Consider the following 21833-nt stretch of genomic DNA (forward strand, 5'->3'; position numbering starts at 1 on the left):
CTCAGGCGATCGTCGACTTCATGAACGCGAGCGCCTGCGGCCACGCCAGCCGGAACGCGTCGGCGTTCACGTCCTTGTCGTGCCGGGACTTGTCCGAGAATCCGTGGTCGGCGCCGGGGAAGTACTGCGTGAACGTCGCGCCGGCGGTCCGTGCCTGCAGCACGGTCTGCAGCGTCTCGAAGTCCGCGTTGGGTACGGCGGCGTCCGCGCTCGGGTAGCTCACCAGCACCGGCGCCGTGATCCCGGCCGACTCGGCGATCGCGTCGTACGTGTGGTGCGGCGGCCGGTCCGACGGCACCGTCGGGTGGAAAGCGACGACATTCGCCACCCGCTGGTCGCGCGCCGCGAGCAGGAAGGCGAAACGGCCGCCCAGGCACCACCCGATCACGCCGACCTTGCTGCACCCGAGCTCGTCGAACAGGTAGTCCAGCAACGCGCTCTGCTCGCCGAGAGCGGTGTCGTCGTCCATCTCCCGCAGCATCCCGGAGAGCTCTTCCCGGGTGGCGTTGTCGGTGCTGCGCCCCTTGAAGGGATCCCACACCAGCGCCGTGATCCCTTCCCCGGCCAGCTCGTCGGCCCACGCCCGGACCTGCTCACCGATCCCGGTGATCATCGGCAGCAACACCATGCCGACCCGGCCGACCCGCGCGAGATAAGCGTCCTGCTCCCCAACCGTCACAGTCACACCCATGCGCGCATCCTAGAGTCAGCTGACGCCGACCGTCTGGTGGTCCACCTCGATGACGCCGACCACGCGCTCGACGTCGCGGCCGTACGGCTGGCCGATGTACTTCTGGGCGATCTGGTCGACGAGCTGCCAGCCGGCGTCGCCGTCGATCCACTCGACGACACGGCCGCGTACGATGACCGGCTCGTACGGGTTGTCGACCGGGGCGAGGGACAGCGCGACGCGCGGATCGTTGCGGAGGTTGCGCGCCTTCTGCGAGCCCGGACCGGTCAGGAAGATGATCTTCTCGCCGAGCGTGCTCACCCACAGCGGAATGGAATGCGGCGACCCGTCCGGCAGGACCGTGGCCAGGTGGGCGATGGACGTGCTCTCGACGGCGTTGCGTACGGCGGGCTTCAACATGGTTCTGCTCCTTCAGCGGACGATCTCGTAGTGGAGGTGGGTGACGCCGGGCGCCGGGACTGCCTCGATCAGGTTCAGCCGCACGTGCTCCGGCAGCTCCTGGAAGAACGGCCGGCCGCCACCGAGCAGGACCGGCACCTGGTGCAGGACGATTTCGTCGACGAGCCCGGCCCGCAGCGCCGCGGTCGCGGCTCCGCCGCCCATCAGGCCGACGTCCTTGCCGCCGGCCAGCTCACGGGCCGCGGCGATCGCGTCGTCGATGCTGTTGGCGAGGGTCTGCCGTTCGCTGATCTCCGCCACCGGACCGTGGCTCAGCACGACCAGCGAGGCCTTCGGATGCGGGCTGCCGCCGCCGAAGTGACCCGAGTCGTCGTACGTCTTGTGGCCGGCCACCACCGCGCCGACCCGGCCGGCGAGCGCGTCGAAGACTCGGGCGCTCGGCGCACTCAGTTTGAAGCCGTCGAACACCTGGCTCGGGGTGTCGCCGTCGAAGTACCAGTCGAACAGCATGGGCGCGTCGCCGAGCCCGTGGTCGGGGCCGGAGTCGCGTCCGGTGATGTAGCCGTCGACCGAGGCCGCGAGAGCGCAGATCACCTTGCTCATCGTTTTCACCTTCCCTCTGAGTTCCTTGAAGGAACGCTAACATGCTGGAGTTCCTTGAGGGAACCCCAAACGCTAGACTGCTGTCATGCAGCGGACAGACTTCAGTGAGATGGCGTGCTCGATCGCGCGCACGCTGGACGTGATCGGCGAGCCGTGGTCGCCGTTGATCCTGCGCGACATCTGGGTCGGGTTCTCCCGGTTCGAGCAGCTCCAGGCGGATCTCGGGATCTCGCGCAAGGTGCTGACCGAGCGGCTGAACCACCTGGTCGACCGCGGAGTGATCGAACGTCGGCCGTACGACCAGCGCCCGCGGTACGAGTACGTGCTGACCGGCAAGGGCCGGGAGCTGGTCGACGTCCTGATGGTGATGGTTGCCTGGGGCGACAAATGGCTCGCCGGCACGGCCGGGCCGCCGGTCCTCTACCGCCACCACGCGTGCGGCGAGATCAGCCACGTGGACCTCGTCTGCGCCCACTGCGGCAAGCCGATGCACGCGGACGACATCGACGTCCTGCCAGGGCCTGGCGCGGCGGCCTGATGTGCACTCTCGACAGGACGTATCCGCCTTCGGCGTACGATCTGCGGCCGCGCTGAGCGTGGCGCGGCACGCAGTGGACGTATACGTCCTGTCGAGCTGACCGCGCTCTTACCCGCAGTACCGGCGGAACACCTCGAGGTCGCTGTCCACGCGCGCGATCCGGTCGAAGCCCCAGGTGTCGACGCCCGGGCGGTCGACCTCGTGCACCACCCTGGCGGACAGGTCCCGGAGGCCGCGGGCGAGCAACGCGAACTCCAGGTGGTCGGGGTCGAGATCGTCCGCGCCGTACTCGTCGAGGAACTCCACGAGATGATCCCCGTCGGCCGCGACCCACACGTCGTACTCCCGCGGCCCGATGACGGCGTTCTCCCAGTCGAGGATCGCGGCCACCTCGCCCTGGTCGTCGATCAGGACGTTCAACCCGTGGAAGTCCGTGTGGCAGACGACGTTGCGCACCGGCTCCAGCCGCGCCCGTACGTCGTCCAGGCGTGCGATCGCCGCCGCGACCTCGTCCGCGCGATCCGCGATCCACGGGTGCTGCAGGTACCCCATCAGGTCGCGGATGTGCGGCTCGGTGACGTCCGCGGCCGGCAGCGTCACCCGGGCCGGCGCTTCGTGCACCTGCCGCAACGCACGAGCTGCCACGCGCCAGTCGCCCCAGTCCGCCGTACGCCCTTCGACATACGGAAGACCGCGTACGCCCGGTCATCGCTCATCGCGGACAACTCCCCCTGCAGCGTCCGCAGCGGCTCGACCACAGGAAGCCCGAGAGCCCTCAACTGCTCGAGCCTCTCCAACCCGACGGCGGGCTCACCCGGCTGCCACGCCTTCACGAACCACCGGCGGTCCGCCACCCACCCGTCGGTGGCGAATCCGCCGGCATGAGGCACCAGCTCGGTGACGGTCAGCCCGTAGTCGCGTTCGAGATCCACCCACGCATCAGATCACCTTTGCTGGGCGGCCAGCATCCGTAATACAGCGGCGTTCACCAGGATCAGGATCAGCGCGGAGAAGAGCAGCAGGGCGACCTCGGCCGGGAGCAGGGCGATGCCCAGGCCGATCGCGAGGACGGGGATCGCGAGTCCGGCGTACGCGATCAGGAAGAGCGCAGCCAGCACCTCGCCACGCGACGACGGGTCGGCGAGTGAGGCGGCGGTCGCGACTGCGCCGCGGAAGACCAGCCCGACACCGGCACCGGCGACGACACCGCCGACGACGAACAGGTAGAGGTTCGGGATGAGCCCGCCGACCGCGACGCCGACCAGACCGGTCGACATGGCGACCAACCCGAGACGGAGCTGGGCCGGGCGAGCGAGGCGGACGAAGACGGCCTGGCTCGCGGCTCCCGCGATGAACACGGCGAAGGTCACCACGCCGGCCAGCAGCCGCGACGTGTGGTGCAGGACGCCGGCCAGGAAGGTCGGCGCGAGCGACGTGAAGAGACCGAAGATCGCGAACGCCGCGAAGGCGCCGATCGCGGACGCGAAGAAGAGCGGACGTGCCGACGAGGGCAGCGCCACCCGCTGCGGCCGGTACGCCGGACGCTCCTCCAGACGCTCGACCGTCTCCGGTACCAGCGCGATCCCCACCGCGCTGATCAGCAGCAGCACCAGGAAGATCTCGTACGGACGCTGCAACGGCGACGACACGTACTGCGCCAGCAGACCACCGATGAGCGGTCCGAACGCCAGCCCGCCGAGGTTCACCATGCTCGAGATCAGCGCTGACCGGCTCGGGTCCTCACCGGGACGCGCGATCTGCCGCAGCTCGGACAGGTGTGCGGTCGCGGTCGCCGTCAGTACGCCGACCCCGACGCCGCAGACGAACCGCGCCACCAGCAGACCGGGGACCTCCGGCCAGATCAGGAAGATCGCCGCCGCCAACGCCTCCGCGAGGACCGCGAGCAGGGCCACCCGCCGCCGACCGAGCCAGTCGCTCACGTGCCCGGCCAGATACAGCGACGCCATCACGCCGACCGCGTAGCTGGCGAAGATCACCGTGATCACGTACGTCGGGAAGCCGTCGCGCTGCTGGTAGATCGCGTAGAGCGGCGTCGGGATCGTCGAGAAGGCCATCGTGGTCAGGAAGGCCGCCGCGATCACCCAGAACCCTGGTGCGTGGGCGAACCGGATCCGTACGCCGGTCCGCGAAGACGTCATGGTGGACATGGTTCCAGCCTGCTACCCGACATCTATCGAGTCCAACGAATGTTCTTGCATGCTCTTATCGTCAGATCCGATAATTCGATGCTGTGGACAGTCGCCAATTGGAGTACTTCGTCGCCGTCGCCGAGGAGCTGAGCTTCACCCGCGCCGCGCAGCGGTTGTTCACCGTGCAGTCCACGGTCTCGGCCGCGGTCCGGGCGCTCGAGACGGACCTGAAGACGACCTTGTTCGACCGCTCGACCCGGCGGGTGGTGCTGTCGACCGCAGGTCAGGCGTTGCTGCCCGAGGCGAAGGCCGCGCTGGAGGCGCTGGACCGGGCGCGGGCCGCCGTCGAGGAGGCGTCGTCGGGGCTCCGCGGCAGCATCCGGATCGGGACACTGGCCCGCTTGAGCCTGGTGAACATGGCCGAGCTGCTCGGCGCGTTCCACCGCAAGTACCCGCTGGTCGAGGTGCAGGTGGCGACGTCGCCGAGCGGCTCGACCGGCCTCGCGGACGACGTCCGGCACGGCCGGCTGGACGTCGCCCTGCTCGGGCTGCCGAAGCCCGAGCTCAGCGGCCTCGACGTCCGCGACATCGCGACGGTGCCGTTCGTGGCTCTGGTGCCGTCGGCGCACCCGCTCGCCGGACGCACCGGCGTACGGCTGCCGGAGCTGGCCCAGGAGCGGTTCGTCGACATGCCGGCCGGGTTCGGGAACCGGAAGATGGTGGACCGGGCGTTCGACGCGATCGGGATGCCGCGCCGGATCCAGGTCGAGGTGCCGGAGCTGACCACGATCCCCGACTACGTCCGGGTCGGGCTCGGCGTCGGGGTCGTGCCCGACCTGGAGCTGTCCGCCGCGCACGGCGTCGCCAAACTCCCGATCGAGGGCACCGCGCTGACCTGGACGCTGTCCGTGGTCACGCCGGCCGGACGGCGGCCGAGCCGAGCGGTGACTGCCCTGCTCGAGCTGATCGGCGACTCGACCCGGCCCGAGGGCCCGTACTTCTAGGCGCGATTTACATCACTCGGGAATGTAAGAACGTTGTCATCCGTTGTCACTTGTACTTGGTGATGTATCACCAAGCAGACACCCAAGACCTGGGAGCCTTTGCTACGGATCGTCCGGCACGTTCCTGCCGGCGAAGGAGAGGAAGCGCGACATGGCAACTGTCTCGTTCAAGGGAGCCACCCGGGTCTACCCGGGCACCGACATCGCAGCGGTCGACAAGCTCGACCTGGACATCTCCGACGGCGAGTTCATGGTGCTCGTCGGGCCGTCCGGGTCCGGGAAGTCGACGGCACTGCGGATGCTGGCCGGGCTCGAAGAGGTGAACGAGGGAGCGATCTTCATCGGCGACCGGGACGTCACCAACGCCCCGCCGAAGGAACGCGACATCGCGATGGTGTTCCAGAACTATGCGCTGTACCCGCACATGTCGGTGGCCGACAACATGGGCTTCGCGCTGAAGATGCAGGGCATCCACAAGGAGGAGCGCGCCCGGCGCGTGCAGGAGGCCGCCAAGCTGCTCGGTCTGGAGGAGTACCTCGACCGCAAGCCGAAGGCGCTGTCCGGTGGCCAGCGGCAGCGGGTCGCGATGGGCCGCGCGATCGTCCGTGACCCGCAGGTGTTCCTGATGGACGAGCCGCTGTCGAACCTCGACGCCAAGCTGCGCGTCCAGACCCGCACGCAGATCGCCGAGCTGCAGCACCGGCTCGGTGTCACCACCGTCTACGTCACCCACGACCAGATCGAGGCCATGACCATGGGCGACCGAGTCGCGGTCCTGAAGGACGGCGTGCTGCAGCAGGTGGACACGCCCCTGAACCTCTACGACCGGCCGCGGAACAAGTTCGTGGCCGGCTTCATCGGCTCGCCGGCGATGAACCTGATCACCGCCGAGATCACCGACGGCGGCGCCAAGATCGGCGACTACGTCGTACCGATCGCCCGTGACGTACTGGCCAAGGCCGGCGACGACAAGACGCTGACGCTCGGCATCCGGCCGGAGGCGTTCCACCTCGCCGACGACGGCCTGCCGGTGAAGGTCTCGGTGATCGAGGAGCTCGGCTCGGACGCGTACCTGTACGGCACCGCCGAGCACACCAGCGACCAGATCATCGCCCGGATCGGCACCCGCCTGCACAAAGACAAGGGCACCGTCGTCCACCTGGCGCCGGACCCCGAGAAGCTGCACCTGTTCTCGACCTCCACGGAGGACCGCCTTGTAGTTTGATCCTGTGGGTCACTGGGAGAAGGACACACCAGGTGTGATGGAGCTGCCGTCGGGCCGGCTCGTCCGCGGACGCGGTCTGCGGCACGGCCCGGCGGCAGAGCCATTTCCGACGTACGGCGTGTACCTGCTCGGCAAGGAACCGCCGGACGTGCCGTGGGAGACGCGGTGGATCAAATGGCCGGACTTCCGGCTGCCCGTGGACCGCGCCGAGGCGCTGACGATCTTCCGCGAGGCGCTGGAGCGGTCCGGGACCGGCCGGGTCGAGTTCGCGTGCGGCGGCGGGCGCGGACGGACCGGAACGGCGCTCGCGTGTCTCGCCGTCCTCGACGGCGTACCCGCCGACCAGGCCGTCGACTACGTCCGGCAGCGCTTCGACAAACACGCGGTGGAGACGCCGTGGCAGCGCCGGTACGTGCTAAATCTGTTGACCCGGAGCTGACCCATCGCGTTGGGTCGAGGCGTGACGATCGAGCGGAGCAACCCGGACGGACTCCACGCCACGCCGGGATACCACCACGTGACGCGCGTCCAGGCGGACACTCTGGTCTACCTGGCCGGGCAGTGTCCCTTGCAGCCGTCCGGCGAACTGGCCGCGGGCGGGCTCGAGGGGCAGACCGCGCAGGTGATCACGAACATCCTCACCGCCCTGAAGTCCGCGGGCGCCACCCCCGAGGACGTCGTCCGCACGGTGATCTACGTGGCCAGCCCGGAGCGCGAACAGCTGAGCGCGGTCTGGACCCAACTCAACGCGTCACCGCTGGCGCCGGCCTTCACGACGGCAAGCACCCTGCTGGGCGTCGCCCAGCTCGGCTTCCCCGGACAGCTCGTCGAGATCGACGTGACCGCGGCGCTGTGATCGTTCCCGCCGAGGTCGTCGACTACGATCCCCGCTGGCCGCTCTGGTTCGACGAGATCCGCGTGCGGCTCGCGCCGTATGTCGACGGCTTCGTGGTCGAGCATGTAGGCAGCACCGCCGTACCCGGGCTGGCTGCGAAGCCGATCATCGACGTCGACGTCGTCGTCCCGTCCGCCGAGCTGGTGCCGACGGCGATCGCCCGGCTGGAGGCCGCCGGCTACCGGCACGAGGGCGACCTGGGCATCTCCGGCCGAGAGGCCTTCGCGCTGCCGCCGGACGCTGTGCACTACCACCACTTGTACGTCGTTGTTGAAGGCAACGAGGCACACCAGGACCACGTACTGCTCCGCGACCATCTGCGGGCGAACGCGGCGGATCGGGAGCGGTACGCCGTGCGCAAGCGCGAGCTGGCGCATCTGCTCACGACCGACCGCACCGCGTACGTCTCCGGCAAGGGCGCGCTGGTCGAGGAGCTGATTGCTAAAGCGGGTGGTTCGGGTGCAGGCGCCGGCTCGGGTCGTAGCGGCGCCTGAGCTTGGCGAGCCGGCCGTAGTCGTCGTACGCCTCGGCGACCTCCTCGGCTGTCAGGTTCTCGAACGTGAAGTTGAGGGCTCGGCCGACCGTCGACGCACGCCAGGGCTCGAGCACCTCCCGGCCGGCGTCACCTGTGCCCGGCGTGAGCACGGTCAGCGAGTACGCCGCGTCGCGATGACCGACCGCGTTCGGGATCTCCGGTTGGCGGGCAAGGGCGCCGCCGAGGTGCCGGATCCCGATCACGTGCATCCGTGACGCGCCCGGCCCGGCGTGCCCGGGCAGTGTGTCGAGCGCGTCGAGGTCCTTGAGCAGCACGTTGCTGGAGCTGTAACTGTCGGGGCGGTCCGGCTCGGCGAAGATCCGCCCGGAGTCGACGTACGGCAACTCCCCCACGGTGTCGAGCAGCGGTTCGCCGACGGCCCGCAGCGGTTCGATCAGGTGCTCGCCGTCATCGCCGAGGATCGCGAGCTGCACCTGCCCGACGTACTTGCCGCGCAACGGCGCCGGCACCTGCGGGATGTCCGGCATCGGCAGCATCGCGATCGCCGACGTCACCTCTTCTGGGACGGTGTGGGTCCACTCCCGCCACACCTGCGGCGCGGTCGGATGCTCGGCGAGGTCGAAGTACAAGCTGCCGCCGTACAGCGTCGGCACGTCGAAGAGGTCGAGCTCGATCCCGGTCACGATCCCGAAGTTCCCGCCGCCGCCGCGCAACGCCCAGAACAGGTCCGGATCCTCCTCGGCGTCGCGCCGTACGCCGTCCGCGGTCACCACCTCGATCCGCCGGACATGATCCGCGGCGTACCCGAAGCGGCGGGCCATCAGCCCGAGCCCTCCGCCGAGCGTGTACGAGATCGCGCCGACGCCCGGCGCGCTGCCCGAGAGCGGCGCGAGACCGTACGGCGCGGTCGCGTCGAGCACGTCCCGCCAGGTCGCGCCCGCCTCGATCCACGCGGTCCTGGCTTGCGCGTCGACCGTGACGCCGTTGAACCCACGGGTCGCGATCAGCACGCCGCCGTCGATCCCCCGGGTCAGACCGTGCCCGGAGGCCTGCACGGCGATCCGCAGGTCGTGGTCGATCGCGTACCGCACCGCCTCCTCGACCTCGGCCGCGCTTGTCACCGCGAACACCACGGCCGGCCGATGCGGGTCCCGCCGCTGGAACCCGAGCCGCGCCTCGTCGTACCCCTTGCTTGTCGTCGTCACCATCATGCAGATCACGCTAGAAGGCCTTGCGGACACATCTTGTCCGCAAGGCATGATTTGTCGATGAGCGCTCGCAGGGAGATGCCCGGCCGGATGCTGCGGCTGCTGTCGTTGCTGCAGAGCCGTCGCGAGTGGTCCGGTCACGAGCTCGCCGACCGCCTCGGCGTCACCGAGCGAACGGTACGGCGCGACGTCGAGCGGCTGCGTGCCCTCGACTACCCCGTGACCGGCACGACCGGGACCGCGGGCGGCTACCGGCTCGGCTCCGGGACCCACCTGCCGCCGCTGCAACTCGACGACGACGAGGCGATCGCGGTCGCGCTCGGGCTGGTCGGCGCGGCCGGCGGCGGTGTCAGCGGGATGGCGGCGAGCTCGATGAGCGCGCTGGCCAAGCTCGAACAAGTCCTGCCCGCGCGCCTCCGGCCACAGCTCGCGGCAGTGAGCTCGGCCGCGGAGGCGATCCCGCGCCCCGGCGTACCGCAGGTCGATCCGGGCGTGCTTGCCGTCCTGGCGCGCTGCTGCCGCAACCACGAGATCGTCGCCTTCGACTACCACGGCCGGCAACGCGGTACGACGCGGCGTCGGGTGGAGCCGCATCAGCTGCTGACGCTGTCGTGGCGCTGGTACCTGCTCGCGTTCGACCCTGCGCGTGACGACTGGCGGATCTTCCGCGTCGACCGGATCAGTTCGGTCACTCCGGCGTTGCACCGCTTCACACCACGGGTGCTGGACGGACCGTCCTACCTGCTGGAGTCCTTCGTGTCGGCGCAGTACGAGCACACGGTCGAACTGACGGTCGAGGCGCCGGCCGACGCGGTCACCTCGACCTTCGAAGGAGTCGTCCGCGGCATCGTCGAGCCGCTCGGCCCCTCGTCCTGCACGGTCCGCTTCAGCGCCGACACCCCGGCGCTCCTGCTGACCCAGGTCGCCGCGATCGCCGTACTCGGCCCGTTCACCGTCGACCGCGCGACCCCGGAGACGTCCGCGCTCATCACCGCGGCCGGCGCACGCCTCGTCCGAGCTTTTGCGCTAGGCAACGATCAGGCCGACGCCGAGGGTCAGCACACCGACGGCGAGTGAGGCCGCGCCGAGCCACAGCACCCAGAGGAACTGGTTCGGTTCGGTGCGGTCCTTGCCGGCCGACGAGGCGAAGAAGCCGCCGGACATCAGGATCGCCGCGATCGGGATCGCCAGCCGCGCGACCCACAGCCAGACGCCGCTCAGCCCGGTCTGGTCGACGTACAGCAGGCCGACCAGGCTGAGGATGACGAGCACGCCGGCATGTGCGTGACCGGCCCGGGCGAACGACTTCTGGAATCCCGTCATCGGCACCTGGCCGCGGACGATCTTGGTCATGAAGTAGCCGCCGAACTGGATCGTCACGATCGTGAGCAGGATGACACCGGCGATGACGCGGGATGCGTCGGTCATGCGTAGACCTCTTCTCGGACAGGCGCGGTCGCGCGGGAGCTGCGCGCCACCCACAGGGCGACGGCGAGATACAGGATCTGTTCGGGGATGCGCTGCCACAGTGGCGTCGCCTCCCCGCCGGCGAACGGCACGTCGGCGACGGCAGCGTGAATGTTGGCCGGCAACAGGCCGACGAACAGCGCGGCCAGCGCGTAGCCGGCGGCCTTGCGGGTGGATGCGATCAGCAGGCCCACGGCGCCGAGCAGTTCGAGGACGCCGGTGAGGTAGACGAGCGCACCGGCGTACGGCAGGAACGGCGGGACCATCCGCACCATGTCGGCGTGGTTGGGCATCACCGTCACGCTCGCCGGGACGAAGTGCGCGCTCGCGGTCAGCACCAGCATCACCGCCATCGCGTGCGCGGCGGCGACCGGCCAGGTGCGGAACCGCCGGACGCCGAACGCGCCCAGCGCCCGGAACCCGACAGTGCCCAGGATCAGTACGAGCGGGATCAACCGACTCGCCTCCTTATGGATAGTGAAAGTATCCGCTTATGGATACTGATACTATCCATCACAGACAACAGGAAGGCAAGCGATGCGAATCGGGGAACTGAGCAAGGCCACCGGCGTCCCGGTGCCGACGATCAAGTACTACCTGCGCGAAGGCCTGCTGCCCGCGGGCGAACTCAGCAGCCCGAACCAGGCGTCGTACGGCGACGCGCACGTGCGCCGGCTCCGGCTGATCCGCGCGCTGGTCGAGCTCGCACAGGTCCCGGTCGCGACTGTTAAGGAGATCCTCGAGTCACTCGACGCGGACACCGAGCCGTTGCACGAGCAGATCGGGCGCGCGCATCGCGCCCTGACCCCTACCCGCCGCCTGTCCGCCACCGACGAGGCCCGGGCCGCCGCGACGACCCAGGTCAGCGATCTGATCGCCGCCCGCGGATGGTCCGTCGAGGCGGACGCCCCCGCATTGGCCACCCTCGTCGACACGGTCGCAGCCCTCCGCACGCTCGGCCAGGAGGGCCTGGTCGCGCACCTCGACGACTACGCGGACGCGGTCGAACGCTTCGCCCGGATCGAGATCGAGGGCGTCACCCAGAACCCGACCCGCGACCAGCTCGCCGAATCGGTCGTGATCGGCACCATCCTCGGCGAGACCTTGATCGCATCCCTGCGCCTACTCGCGCAGGAGTCCATCTCGGCGGACCTCTGGAAGAACCGCTAACAGTCGCCGAGCAGCCCCGGGAGCAGCTTGGTCAGCGCCTTCTGCAGCGCACGGCGGTCGGTCTCGGTCAGCGGGTCGAAGACCAGCTGACGAACCAGTTCGACGTGTCCCGGCGCGGCCTTCACGAGCTCCGCGTAGCCCTCGGCCGTGAGGATCGCGTTGGTGAAGCGGCCGTCCTCCGGGTCGGGCTCGCGTCGCACCAGGCCACGGTTCTCCAGCCGGCGCATGAGGTGCGACAGCCGGGAGAGCTCGGAGTTGGCGAGGATCGCGAGCTGACTCAGGCGCATCGTGTGGTCGGGCTGGTCGGACAGTCCGGCCAGGACGTAGTACTCCAGGAAGCTCAGGTTCGAGTCGCGCTGCAGTTGCTCACCGAGCGCACCCGTGAGCAGCGCCATCATCAGCTGCAGCGTCTTCCAGGTCTCGAGCTCGTCGGCCGTCAGCCAGCGAGGCTCGGTCGCTTCGCTCCCCATGGGTGCAGCATAGCCACCGGCGCAATGACTTGAACGTTCATGTCAACCAGCCTATCGTGGGAGATGACATGAACATTCAAGTCAACCCTGTGAAGGAATCATGAGCGACCTGAAGATCGCGGTCATCCTCGGCAGCACCCGGCCCGGACGCAACGGCAAGGCGGTGGCCGACTGGGTGATGACCCAGGCCGAGCGCCGCAGCGGGGCGTCGTACGAGCTGGTCGATCTGCTCGACTACCCGCTGCCGCACCTCGACGAGGCGATGCCACCGTCGGCCGGGCAGTACGCCGGCGCCCACACGAAGGCCTGGGCCGAGAAGATCGCGGCGTACGACGGGTTCGTGTTCGTCACGCCGGAGTACAACCACTCCACGTCCGGCGTGCTGAAGAACGCGATCGACTACCTGTACGCCGAGTGGAACAACAAGGCCGCCGGCTTCGTGTCGTACGGCTCGCTCGGCGGGGCGCGGGCGATCGAGCACCTGCGCGCCATCAGCGCGGAGCTTCAGCTCGCCGACGTCCGGCAGCAGCTGTCGTTCTCGCTGTTCACCGACTTCGAGAACTTCTCGGTCTTCCGCCCGGGCCCGCAGTACGCCGACCAGGCCACCGTCCTGTTCGACCAGGTCGAGTCGTGGGCCGGCGCCCTCAAGCAGCTCCGCGCCGCCGAGCCGGTCGCCGCATGAACCTCACCGTCTGGATCGTCTCCGGGCTGCTGGCCGCGATGTTCCTGCTGTCCGGCGTGATGAAGGTGCCGGCCACCAAGGAGTCGCTGGCCGGCAATCCCCGGATGGGCTGGGCGGCCCCGTTCCCGATCGAACTGATCAAGGTCATCGGCGCCGCGGAGATCGCCGGCGCCGCCGGTCTCATCCTCCCGCGCGCGTTCGACACGGCCACCTGGCTCGTGCCCGCGGCGGCCATCGGCCTGGTCGTCGTCATGGCCGGCGCCATCATCACCCACGCCCGCCGCACCGAGTGGTCCAGCGTCGCCGTGAACGCCGTACTCCTCGCCCTCGCGCTGTTCGTCGCGATCGAACGCTTCTGAACCACTCAGCCGTCGTGGGCCATGTCCACGAAGCGTGAGTAGTGCCCCTGGAACGCCACCACCACGTCCGCGGTCGGCCCGTTCCGGTGCTTGGCGACGATGAAGTCCGCCTCACCGGGACGGGTCGACTCGCGCTCGTACGCATCCTCACGGTGCAGCAGGATGACAACGTCGGCATCCTGTTCCAGGCTGCCGCTTTCGCGGAGGTCGGAGGCCATGGGGCGTTTGTCGGAGCGTTGTTCGGAGCCTCGGTTGAGCTGGCAGATGGCGACGACCGGGAGCTCGAGTTCCTTGGCGAGGAGCTTGATCGAGCGGGAGAACTCGGAGACCTCGAGCTGGCGGGACTCGACCTTCTTGCCCGACGTCATCAGCTGGAGGTAGTCGATCACGATCAGTTTGAGGTCGTGGCGCTGCTTGAGGCGGCGGGCCTTGGCGCGGATCTCCATCATCGTCAGGTTCGGCGAGTCGTCGATGAACAGCGGCGCCTCGGAGACCTCGCCCATCTTGCGGGCCAGCCGGGCCCAGTCCTCGTCGGTCATCTTGCCGTTGCGCATGTGGTGCAGCGGGACCTTCGCCTCCGCCGACAGCAGTCGCATGGTGATCTCGTTGCGGCTCATCTCCAGCGAGAAGATGCACGAGGTCAGGCCGTGCTTGATCGAGCAGGACCGGGCGAAGTCCAGGCCGAGGGTGGAGTTGTGGGTCGGGATCATCGTCTTGCCGGCCAGGTACAGATGGTCGGCGTTGTCGACCTCGACGCACCGCACAGGCACGCTGTCGACCGGGTCGACCCACTCGAGCCGCCGCTCCCCCTCACCGTGCGGCGCGGCCGGGAAGCCGTGCCCGGTGATCTGCCGCGGCGCCGACCCGGGGATCGGCGGTGTCAGCCCGGGACTCGCCGACATCGCCGTGAACAGGTCGGCGGTCGTGCAGACCACCGGGCGGCCGCCGTCCTCGACGCGCCACTGGTGCTCGGCGTCGGCGACGATCGTGCTGCCGTCGGAGAACGACAGGCGGAAACAGGGGCGGTCCACCATCACCTCGGTCGCCGCGACCACCGTGGTCGGCAGACCGTTGGCGTCGAGCAACTGATCGCCGACCGCGACCTCGGCCATCGTGGTCCAGCCGGTCGGGGTCGGCAGCGGGGTGTCGAGCGCGAGCGCCTTCCCCATTGCGGGACGCGCGGCGACGATGATCATCTGGCCGGGGTGCAGGCCGTTGGTCAGCTCGTCCAGGTCGGTGAACCCGGTCGGCACGCCGACCATCGCGTCACCGCGGGAGTCGATCGCCTCGATCTCGTCGAGCGCGCCCTCCATGATGTCCTTCAGCGGCGCGTAGTCCTCGGCGGTCCGCTTCTCGGTGACCGAGTAGATCTCCGCCTGCGCCTCGTCGACGACGTCGTCGACCTCGCCCTCACCCGCATACCCGAGCTGGACGATCTTGGTGCCGGCCTCGACGAGGCGACGCAGGATCGCCTTCTCCCGGACGATGTGCGCGTAGTAGCTGGCGTTGGCCGCCAGCGGGACGGACGCGACCAGGGTGTGCACATACGGCGCGCCGCCGATCCGGGTCATCTCGCCACGCTTGGTGAGCTCGGCGGCGACCGTGATCGCGTCGGCCGGCTCGCCCCGGGCATACAGATCGGTGATCGCGTCGAAGACGACCTCGTGCGCCGGCCGGTAGAAGTCCGTGCCGCGCAGGTTCTCGATCACGTCGGCGATCGCATCCTTGCTCAGCATCATCGCGCCGAGCACGCACTGCTCGGCGGCGAGATCCTGGGGAGGGGTGCGGTCGAAGCCCATCTCCGGCCGGCGCTCTTCGTGGCCGCCGTCCTGGCCCCCGCGGAACTCCGCCACGCTCACTTCGTCCGACCTCCTCGTCCGCCGCTGCCCCAGCCACCACCGAGCCGGGTTCGAACACCTGCTCGAACCTTAGCCACGGCCCACCGACAGTTTCCGGAGCTGCTCACGACAGCGGCCTCGCGACCGTACGCCGGTCGTGTCGCCGATGGCCACTCGGTCATCCACACCCCCTGTGGACCAATCGTGGATAACCCGGCTACGGGCTGTGCACAGGTTGGGCACAACCCTGTGGATATCTGCGGACAAGAACTCACAAGCAGCGCCTGACCTGCGGTTTCACCAGTGCACAACTGTGGAGGAGAAAAAGTCTGAGACGAATTTCCACAACCCCCGGCACGCCTGGGTACGCTCGCTCCGGTGAGACGTCGACGATGGGTGGGGGAACAGGACCGGGAGATCCTCCGGCTGGCCGTCCCGGCGTTCTTCGCGCTCGTCTCGGAGCCGCTGATGCTGCTCGCGGACTCCGCCATCGTCGGACACCTCGGCACGCCGCAGCTGGCCGCACTGGGGGTCGCGGGCACGATCCTGCAGACGCTCGTGGGGATCTGCGTGTTCCTTGCCTACGGCACCACGTCGGCCGTCGCCCGGCGGATCGGCGCCGGCGACCACAAGGGCGCACTTGCCCAAGGCATCGACGGGCTCTGGCTGGCCTTGCTGCTCGGCGTCGTCCTCGCCCTCCTCGGACTGGCGCTGGCGCCGCAGGCGATCGGGGCCTTCGACCCGTCGCCGGAAGTGGCCGACCACGCCGTCACGTACCTGCGGATCTCCTGCTTCGGCATCCCCTCGATGCTGCTCCTGCTCGCCGCCACCGGCGTCCTGCGCGGGCTGCAGGACACCAAGACGCCGATGATCGTCGCGATCACCGCCAACCTCGCCAACATCGGGCTGAACGTCCTGCTCGTCTACGGCCTCCGGCTGGACATCGCCGGCTCCGCGCTCGGTACGGCGCTCGCACAGACAGGTGCCGGCGTCGCACTCGTCGTGGTCGTGGTCCGCGGCGCCCGCCGCGACGGCGCCAAGCTCCGCCCGGACCGTCCCGGCATCCTGGCCTCCGCGCAGATGGGTGTACCGCTCATCGTTCGCACGCTGACGCTGCGAGCGGCGATCATCCTGCTCACGTTCGTCGCCACGGCCCTCGGGACGACGTCCGTCGCGGCCCACCAGGTCGCGTTCACGCTGTGGTCGTTCCTCGCGCTCGCCCTGGACGCGATCGCGATCGCCGCGCAGGCACTCACCGGCCGCGCGCTCGGCGCCGGTGACGTGGCGGGGACCCGCGCGATCACGCGCCGGATGATGTGGTGGGGCCTGTTCTCCGGGCTGGTCGGCAGCCTCGCGCTGTGGGGGCTGCGCGACGTCTACGTCCCGTGGTTCACCAGCGACCCCGACGTACGCCGTACGCTCGCCGCGATCCTGATCGTCTCCGCGGTGTGGCAGCCGATCAACGGCGTCGTGTTCGTGCTGGACGGCGTCCTCATCGGCGCCGGCGACGGCCGGTACCTCGCGCTGGCCGGGATCGTCGCCCTCGCGCTGTACGTCCCGCTTGCGCTCGCGGTGCTCTGGCTGGACGGCGGGATCGTCGCGCTGTGGTGGGCGTTCGGCGGATACATGCTGCTGCGTTTCCTGACCCTGACCCTGCGTGAGCGGAGCGACGCCTGGCTGGTCACCGGAGCTACCCGCTGACCCTGCGGTGCGGCATCGTGGAGCCGGAGGAAAGGACCGGCATGCCAGACACCGACGACGACCAGTCCGTCGAGCTCGAGCCCGATCAGCGGGCGCAAGGCGACGACGACACCGAGGCCGCGCGTGAGCGGCGTGCGGCCCAGGCCCGCGCCGAGGCCGGCAGCCGTCCGACCCACGACCTCGCCGAGGAGGAAGCCGCGCGCGAGGACGAGGAGGACCTCCGGGAACGTCGCGACCAGGAGGACGCGGACGCGCGCGCCGAGCGGCTCGAGGAGCGTGCGACCGCCGACGAGCGGACGCTGCAGGAGCGGCGCGACCGCGACGAGCTGCTCGACGAGGAGGCCGCCCGGGCCTTCCAGCTCGCGTACGCCGACGAGGACGCCCGCGACCGGTACCGGCAGTACGCCGCGAACGACGTACAGCGTGGCCTCAGCGACCGGGCACACGGCCGGCACCTGCTGGACGAGGCCGCCGTCCAGCGCGGCGAGATCGGATCCGCGGAGCTCAGCGCGCAAGGACGCCGGTACCAGAATGCGGCGACCATCGAGGAACGCAAGGCCGTCCGCGACGACGGCATCGCCGACGCGTACGACGCCTCCGCGCGCGAGCGTCGCCGCGAGGCGCAGCCCAGCGCGAGCGAGGCCGTCCGCAAGCCGCCGGAGGACGCGCCCGAGGCGCAGCTCCCCCAGGCCCGCCGCCACGTGCGCGGCCGCGGCAAGGTCCGCAACCAGCAGGGCAAGGTCGTGAAGCCGAACCGCGCGAGCGAGCCCGATCTCGAGATCTAGGGTTCCAGCTTCTGGACGTGGATGATCAGCAGGTTCACCGCGACCACGACGACGAACCCGACGGCGAGCAGCGGGTGGCCCAGGCTCCACAGCGCTGCGCCCGCCAGGCCGAACACGAGGACCTTCACGGTCCAGCGCGCGGCCGGCGTCGTGCGCGTCGCGGTCGGGGCGGCGAGGCGACCCCAGATGATCGCCGCCACGAGCGGTAGGCCGACTGCGAGCAGCCAGCGCACGAGCGTCGTACCGCCGGTCTCCCAGCCCCAGTACGCGAAGATGCCTAGGGCAACCAACTCGGCGAGGAACGCCAGGAGGAGGTTGCCCCACCTCCACATCGGTCAGATCCCGCGGATGTTGGGCTGCCGCTGATCGAAGAACAGGCCGGCCGGCGGCTCCTGGACCGGGAGCGGCGGGATCGGGTAGTCGGTGTGCGTGTTGTTCCGGCACGCGGCGAACGGGCCGTCCGGGTCCAGCAGCGCCATCATGTGCGGGTCCGCATGGTCACGCCACCAGACCGACATCCCGGTCGCCGGGTCCAGGCGCAGGTGTTCCCAGGCCCGCCAGATCGAGTCGAGCCGGCTGAGCGCCTCCGCGTGCCGGTACCACTCGGGGCACCAGATGAACTGCTGCCCGAGCCGGCGGGTGTAGAGGTAGATCAGCCGGTCCTCGACGAACGCCGCGACGTGCGGGTAGAAGAGCTCCTGTTCACCATCCACCGCGGTTGTCCCCTTCGTTCTGCTCCCAGACCGGCCGCTCAGGACCGCGCTGCGGCAGAGGTGCCTGCTGAGACGCCACCCACGGGTTGTTGCTCACCGGGACGTTCGCTGCCGCTCCCGGATCGTACTTCGCCAGCGACGCCTTCACCGCACCGGCGTCCGGCCGGGTGAACCACGGGACGGTCTTCACCAGCGTGGCCGGGATCCCGGACGGGAACACGACCGCGCGGCCGGGCGGCATCGAGGCGAGGTCGGAGACCTCCATGATGTTGTGCCGCTGGACCTGCTGGCTGGTGCCGCGCTTGCCTTCGTTGTACGACACGGAGCTCGAGCTGATGTCGTAGTCGCCGATCATCTTGCTCAGGTTCTCGAGGAAGGTCGCGTCCGCGGCGCCACCGCCGTACACCCGGATGTTGGCCGAGCCCCACAGCTTCTGCATGCCGTGATCGCCCCAGCACTCCTGGCCCTGAGCCCAGGACTGCAGGATCGTCATCAGCACGATGCCACGGGAGCCGAAGTGCGAGTACAAGTCAGGGAGGTTCTTCCACCGGCACACGTTCGCGGCCTCGTCGAGGACGCCGACCAGCGGACTGGGCATCCGGCCCATCGGGCAGCCGCGGGCATACTGCTCGGCGGCCTCCACGACGGCGACGGTCAGCGCGGTGACCAGCGGGCCCGCCGTACCGGCGCCTTCCTTGGACAGGCTGTACAGCGTGCCGCCGTTGCGGACGAACTCGTGCGGGTTGAACTGCGGGCGGTTGTCGTTCGGGCCGTTCGGGATGACCCAGCGGGTGACCTTGCGGTTCACCAGGAACTGGGCGCTCTGCTGGGCCGTGCCGTAGACACCCGCGCGCTGCTTGTCCGGCGCGTTGATGACACCGGACAGGGCGTCCGCGGACAGCTGCAGACCCGGGGTGTTGCGCAGGATCCGCTCGGGCTCGTCGTTCCGCTGGTCGGCCAGCCAGGTGTACACCTGGGTGATCGGCCGCTTGGCGACCGCGGCCGCGAGCAGCAGACCGGCCAGCAGGTCGGTGCCCGCGGCGTCGAAGAACGCGTCGGTCTGCGCACCCTGCTGGCGCTGCGAGGCGACGAAATGCTCGGCGAGCTCACGCGCCTTGGTCTCGTCGGTGATGTAGGTCAGCGGGTTCCACCACCAGTTCGGCGGCTCCTCGCAGACCTCCTGCGGGTCGAACACCCACAGCGGGCCCTTCTCCGAGCGCGGCCCGCGGGTCGCATCGACGATGTCCCGCTTGTTGGAAGTGGCGACGACGCACCCGGGCGCGTCCAGGATCGCCGGCACCGCGCGCGACGTGGTCTTACCGGTTCGGGGACCCCAGATGTCGACGTGCATGTCTTCCCAGTTGCCGAACACCTCCAGGTTGTCCCGGACCGTCCGGCCGATCAGGATCCCGGGGCCCGCGTGCCCGGCGCCGAGCTGGTTCGCCTTCTCCTGGGCGCCTTCGCGGGTGAGCTTGTAGATCTCCGAGCGCTTCGACATCAGCTGCGCCTGCCGGTCCACCCGGCCGATCGAACGCTCCCGGTTGCGGAAGACCATCCAGCCGCCGGCGGCCAGGCCGAGCAGCACCACGACCTCGACGACCAGGATGCCGGTGGCCGCGCCGGACCACTCCAGATTGCCCTTCGACAGGTCGACGATCGCGTCGAACGGGTTCCCCGGCGTCCGCGAGCCGTTGATCGCGGACGCGACCTTCAGCGCGATCCACATCGAGAAGACCACCAGCGCGACCACGCCGATGATCACGAAGATGAAGACGGCCTCGGGTGAGATGCCACCCGGGCCGGTGCTCTTCCTGCCCTGCGCCATGACTCGTCAGCTCCCCACGCGGGTGGTCGGGTCGGGCGGCGGCAGCAGCATCGGGTCGTCCAGGCTGTACTCGCCGACGACCTCCTGGGTGCCGTCCGGGGCGACCTCCACCTTCTGCGGCTTCCCGTCGTTGCCGGTCGTCCACAGCTTGTTGGTGTCGTTGATCTCGCGCTCGACGGAGGTGAGCCCGACGTGCACCGGGATCCCCGGCCGGCCACCGACCTTGATCAGGAAGTTCCCTCGGCCGGGAGGTGCGGCCTCCTTGCCGGTGGACGGGTCCCACGCGGGCGGGTCCTGCCAACCGACGAGCATGTTCTGCTCCTCCATGGACATCGACACGACCTCGGTCAGGTTGTCCATCTCGGCCCGCGGCAGACCGCCGCAGATGACCATGCCGGAGCGCTCGACGAAACCCTTCGCCTTCATCCGGTCCTCGGGGTTCGGCAGCGCGAGCAGGTCGGACATGGTGTGCGAGATCATCGCCATCCCGACACCGCGCTGCCGGTTCAGACGGGTCAGCGCGTCGACCCGGTCGACCAGGCCGCTCCCGGCCCGCAGCACTCGCCACAGCTCGTCGAGGATGACGAAGTAGTGCCGCCGTGGCTCCAGGCCGGCGTCGGCCAGCGCCTGCGAGACCGCGACCGCGCCGAACCCGTACGACCAGCAGGCCAGCAGTACGGCGGCCTGCAGGCTCGTCTCGGAGTCGTCGACGTTGGACACGTCGAACACCACCGGACGGTCCATCTGCATCGGGTTGTCGGTCGGCGCGGAGAAGATCTCGCCCAGCCGGCCACCGCCGACCAGACCGATCAGCGACGCCTCCAGGCCCTCGGTGATCTGCCGGTACCGGTCCAGGCTGCCGCGGTCCAGGGCGACGTTGCGGACCCGGTCCGGGGCGTCCTGGATGACCTGCAGCAGGTCCTTGAGCACCGGCGTGCCCTGGAACCGCTCGTCGAGCACCTTGAGCGCCTCGTCGAGGATGGTCTCCTCGCGGTCGTTCGGGTTCTGGTTCCGCATAATCGCGATCAGCGCCGAGACCATCGTCTGCCGGCGGCCGTGCGCGTCGGCCTGGATCGCCTCCCGGGCCTTGCCGGTCAGCCGGAGCGCGGCCTCCCGGGACTCGCCCGGGTCGAGCACGTTCAGGTGCCCGCGGCCGCGGCCGAGCTGGATGACCTGGCCGCCGAGGGCCTCGATCAGGTCCTTGTAGTCGGGCTTCAGGTCGCCGAGCACCAGCGGCATCACGCCGTACCCGGCCATGCCGAGCGCCATCCGCCGGGTGATCGTCGACTTGCCCAGACCCGGCTTGCCGAGGACGAACATCGACGGGTTCGAGATCAGCTTGGCCCGCATGAACCAGCTGATCGGGTCGCAGCACATGGTCGCGCCGGAGAGGATGTTCCGGCCGATCGGTACGCCGACCATCGGGCTGCCGGTGCCGGCCGAGAACGGCCACATCCCGCAGACCTGGACCGTCGTACCGCGCCATTCCTGCGGGGCCTGCAGGTACGTCGAGTAGCCGGCGCCCATACCGGGCCAGCCACGGGGCATCGGCCGCCGCCCGCGGCGGCTCGGGTCGACCGGCTTCTTCTGCTTCTTGCTCACTGTGACCCCCCA

The 21833-nt window shown here is 69.7% G+C and carries 27 protein-coding genes; 12 read left to right on the forward strand and 15 right to left on the reverse strand.

The features are described from left to right. Position 1: 1 nt before the first annotated feature. The 3 genes from AB0L64_RS00985 to AB0L64_RS00995 are packed head-to-tail and all read right to left on the reverse strand — an operon-like array spanning position 2 to position 1693. Positions 2-691, reverse strand: coding sequence for an alpha/beta fold hydrolase (locus AB0L64_RS00985; RefSeq protein ID WP_359936034.1), 690 nt, complete (start codon positions 689-691; stop codon positions 2-4). Between the two features lie 15 nt (positions 692-706). Next, on the reverse strand, positions 707-1090 hold the full coding sequence (locus AB0L64_RS00990; protein WP_363706412.1) for a TIGR03618 family F420-dependent PPOX class oxidoreductase: 384 nt from the start codon (positions 1088-1090) through the stop codon (positions 707-709). 12 nt (positions 1091-1102) lie between these two features. Then, positions 1103-1693 (reverse strand): dihydrofolate reductase family protein, encoded by a 591-nt coding sequence (locus tag AB0L64_RS00995; protein WP_363706414.1) that lies wholly within the window; start codon positions 1691-1693, stop codon positions 1103-1105. A gap of 85 nt (positions 1694-1778) precedes the next feature. On the opposite strand from AB0L64_RS00995, the gene AB0L64_RS01000 reads away from it, so the two are divergent. Next, on the forward strand, positions 1779-2231 hold the full coding sequence (locus AB0L64_RS01000; RefSeq protein ID WP_355693912.1) for a helix-turn-helix domain-containing protein: 453 nt from the start codon (positions 1779-1781) through the stop codon (positions 2229-2231). Positions 2232-2339: 108 nt separating this feature from the next. Here the strand turns inward: AB0L64_RS01000 and AB0L64_RS01005 are convergent, their stop codons facing one another. From AB0L64_RS01005 to AB0L64_RS01015, 3 genes are read right to left on the reverse strand one after another with little or no spacing between them, the layout of a single operon-like run. Then, the gene (locus AB0L64_RS01005; protein WP_363706417.1) at positions 2340-2852 is read right to left on the reverse strand and encodes an aminoglycoside phosphotransferase family protein; all 513 of its coding nucleotides are present in this window, start codon (positions 2850-2852) and stop codon (positions 2340-2342) included. Further along, positions 2828-3163 (reverse strand): hypothetical protein, encoded by a 336-nt coding sequence (locus AB0L64_RS01010; RefSeq protein WP_363706419.1) that lies wholly within the window; start codon positions 3161-3163, stop codon positions 2828-2830. The genes AB0L64_RS01005 and AB0L64_RS01010 overlap by 25 nt, the downstream gene beginning before the upstream one ends. Positions 3164-3175: 12 nt before the next feature. Then, positions 3176-4390, reverse strand: a complete 1215-nt coding sequence (locus AB0L64_RS01015; protein ID WP_363706421.1) for an MFS transporter — start codon at positions 4388-4390, stop codon at positions 3176-3178. A gap of 92 nt (positions 4391-4482) precedes the next feature. On the opposite strand from AB0L64_RS01015, the gene AB0L64_RS01020 reads away from it, so the two are divergent. From AB0L64_RS01020 to AB0L64_RS01040, 5 genes are all read left to right on the forward strand, one after another. Next, positions 4483-5385 carry a LysR family transcriptional regulator gene (locus AB0L64_RS01020; protein ID WP_363706423.1) on the forward strand — a complete coding sequence of 301 codons (903 nt, stop codon included), beginning with the start codon at positions 4483-4485 and terminating at the stop codon, positions 5383-5385. Positions 5386-5536: 151 nt separating this feature from the next. Further along, positions 5537-6610 (forward strand): sn-glycerol-3-phosphate ABC transporter ATP-binding protein UgpC, encoded by a 1074-nt coding sequence (gene ugpC / locus AB0L64_RS01025; protein ID WP_363706425.1) that lies wholly within the window; start codon positions 5537-5539, stop codon positions 6608-6610. A 4-nt stretch (positions 6611-6614) separates the two neighbouring features. After that, a complete protein-coding gene (locus tag AB0L64_RS01030; protein ID WP_363706427.1) occupies positions 6615-7049 on the forward strand; it encodes a protein-tyrosine phosphatase family protein in 435 nt (144 codons plus the stop codon). A gap of 21 nt (positions 7050-7070) precedes the next feature. Beyond that, positions 7071-7466, forward strand: coding sequence for a RidA family protein (locus AB0L64_RS01035; RefSeq protein WP_355693901.1), 396 nt, complete (start codon positions 7071-7073; stop codon positions 7464-7466). Beyond that, positions 7463-7999 (forward strand): GrpB family protein, encoded by a 537-nt coding sequence (locus AB0L64_RS01040; RefSeq protein WP_363706430.1) that lies wholly within the window; start codon positions 7463-7465, stop codon positions 7997-7999. Before AB0L64_RS01035 ends, AB0L64_RS01040 begins: the two co-directional genes overlap by 4 nt. Here AB0L64_RS01040 and AB0L64_RS01045 read toward each other — a convergent pair. Continuing rightward, a complete protein-coding gene (locus tag AB0L64_RS01045) occupies positions 7947-9212 on the reverse strand; it encodes an FAD-binding oxidoreductase (protein WP_363706432.1) in 1266 nt (421 codons plus the stop codon). The two genes, AB0L64_RS01040 and AB0L64_RS01045, sit on opposite strands and share 53 nt — an antisense overlap. A 57-nt stretch (positions 9213-9269) precedes the next feature. On the opposite strand from AB0L64_RS01045, the gene AB0L64_RS01050 reads away from it, so the two are divergent. Further along, positions 9270-10286, forward strand: coding sequence for a WYL domain-containing protein (locus AB0L64_RS01050; RefSeq protein ID WP_363706434.1), 1017 nt, complete (start codon positions 9270-9272; stop codon positions 10284-10286). Here AB0L64_RS01050 and AB0L64_RS01055 read toward each other — a convergent pair. Both AB0L64_RS01055 and AB0L64_RS01060 read right to left on the reverse strand, forming a co-directional pair. Beyond that, the gene (locus AB0L64_RS01055) at positions 10236-10637 is read right to left on the reverse strand and encodes a hypothetical protein (RefSeq protein WP_363706436.1); all 402 of its coding nucleotides are present in this window, start codon (positions 10635-10637) and stop codon (positions 10236-10238) included. The genes AB0L64_RS01050 and AB0L64_RS01055 overlap by 51 nt on opposite strands. Further along, positions 10634-11131 (reverse strand): hypothetical protein, encoded by a 498-nt coding sequence (locus tag AB0L64_RS01060; RefSeq protein ID WP_363706438.1) that lies wholly within the window; start codon positions 11129-11131, stop codon positions 10634-10636. Before AB0L64_RS01060 ends, AB0L64_RS01055 begins: the two co-directional genes overlap by 4 nt. 82 nt (positions 11132-11213) lie before the next feature. On the opposite strand from AB0L64_RS01060, the gene AB0L64_RS01065 reads away from it, so the two are divergent. Continuing rightward, positions 11214-11846 carry a MerR family transcriptional regulator gene (locus AB0L64_RS01065; protein WP_363706440.1) on the forward strand — a complete coding sequence of 211 codons (633 nt, stop codon included), beginning with the start codon at positions 11214-11216 and terminating at the stop codon, positions 11844-11846. Here the strand turns inward: AB0L64_RS01065 and AB0L64_RS01070 are convergent. After that, positions 11843-12316, reverse strand: coding sequence for a MarR family transcriptional regulator (locus AB0L64_RS01070; protein WP_363706442.1), 474 nt, complete (start codon positions 12314-12316; stop codon positions 11843-11845). The genes AB0L64_RS01065 and AB0L64_RS01070 overlap by 4 nt on opposite strands. A gap of 100 nt (positions 12317-12416) precedes the next feature. Between AB0L64_RS01070 and AB0L64_RS01075 the strand changes: the two genes are divergently transcribed. Together AB0L64_RS01075 and AB0L64_RS01080 are read left to right on the forward strand one after the other, a co-directional pair. Beyond that, positions 12417-12998, forward strand: coding sequence for an NAD(P)H-dependent oxidoreductase (locus tag AB0L64_RS01075; RefSeq protein ID WP_363706444.1), 582 nt, complete (start codon positions 12417-12419; stop codon positions 12996-12998). After that, entirely contained in the window at positions 12995-13357 is a 363-nt protein-coding gene (locus AB0L64_RS01080; RefSeq protein WP_363706446.1) for a DoxX family protein, read from the forward strand. Before AB0L64_RS01075 ends, AB0L64_RS01080 begins: the two co-directional genes overlap by 4 nt. A 5-nt stretch (positions 13358-13362) precedes the next feature. On the opposite strand, the gene dnaB is transcribed toward AB0L64_RS01080, so the two are convergent. After that, positions 13363-15156, reverse strand: coding sequence for a replicative DNA helicase (gene dnaB / locus AB0L64_RS01085; RefSeq protein WP_363708069.1), 1794 nt, complete (start codon positions 15154-15156; stop codon positions 13363-13365). 417 nt (positions 15157-15573) lie between these two features. On the opposite strand from dnaB, the gene AB0L64_RS01090 reads away from it, so the two are divergent. Next, positions 15574-16896 (forward strand): MATE family efflux transporter, encoded by a 1323-nt coding sequence (locus AB0L64_RS01090; protein WP_363706448.1) that lies wholly within the window; start codon positions 15574-15576, stop codon positions 16894-16896. A 41-nt stretch (positions 16897-16937) separates the two neighbouring features. Further along, a complete protein-coding gene (locus AB0L64_RS01095) occupies positions 16938-17681 on the forward strand; it encodes a hypothetical protein (RefSeq protein ID WP_363706450.1) in 744 nt (247 codons plus the stop codon). On the opposite strand, the gene AB0L64_RS01100 is transcribed toward AB0L64_RS01095, so the two are convergent. The 4 genes from AB0L64_RS01100 to AB0L64_RS01115 are packed head-to-tail and all read right to left on the reverse strand — an operon-like array spanning position 17678 to position 21821. Then, complete coding sequence (locus AB0L64_RS01100) at positions 17678-18013, reverse strand: YrdB family protein (RefSeq protein ID WP_363706452.1); 336 nt, start codon at positions 18011-18013, stop codon at positions 17678-17680. The genes AB0L64_RS01095 and AB0L64_RS01100 overlap by 4 nt on opposite strands. A 3-nt stretch (positions 18014-18016) precedes the next feature. Beyond that, entirely contained in the window at positions 18017-18394 is a 378-nt protein-coding gene (locus AB0L64_RS01105) for a DUF4913 domain-containing protein (RefSeq protein WP_360164705.1), read from the reverse strand. After that, positions 18384-20219, reverse strand: a complete 1836-nt coding sequence (locus AB0L64_RS01110) for a TraM recognition domain-containing protein (RefSeq protein ID WP_359936076.1) — start codon at positions 20217-20219, stop codon at positions 18384-18386. Before AB0L64_RS01110 ends, AB0L64_RS01105 begins: the two co-directional genes overlap by 11 nt. A gap of 6 nt (positions 20220-20225) precedes the next feature. Next, positions 20226-21821, reverse strand: coding sequence for an ATP/GTP-binding protein (locus AB0L64_RS01115; RefSeq protein WP_363706455.1), 1596 nt, complete (start codon positions 21819-21821; stop codon positions 20226-20228). Positions 21822-21833: the final 12 nt, after the last annotated feature.

The sequence above is a fragment of the Kribbella sp. NPDC051936 genome (assembly GCF_040680955.1).
Classification (GTDB): domain Bacteria; phylum Actinomycetota; class Actinomycetes; order Propionibacteriales; family Kribbellaceae; genus Kribbella.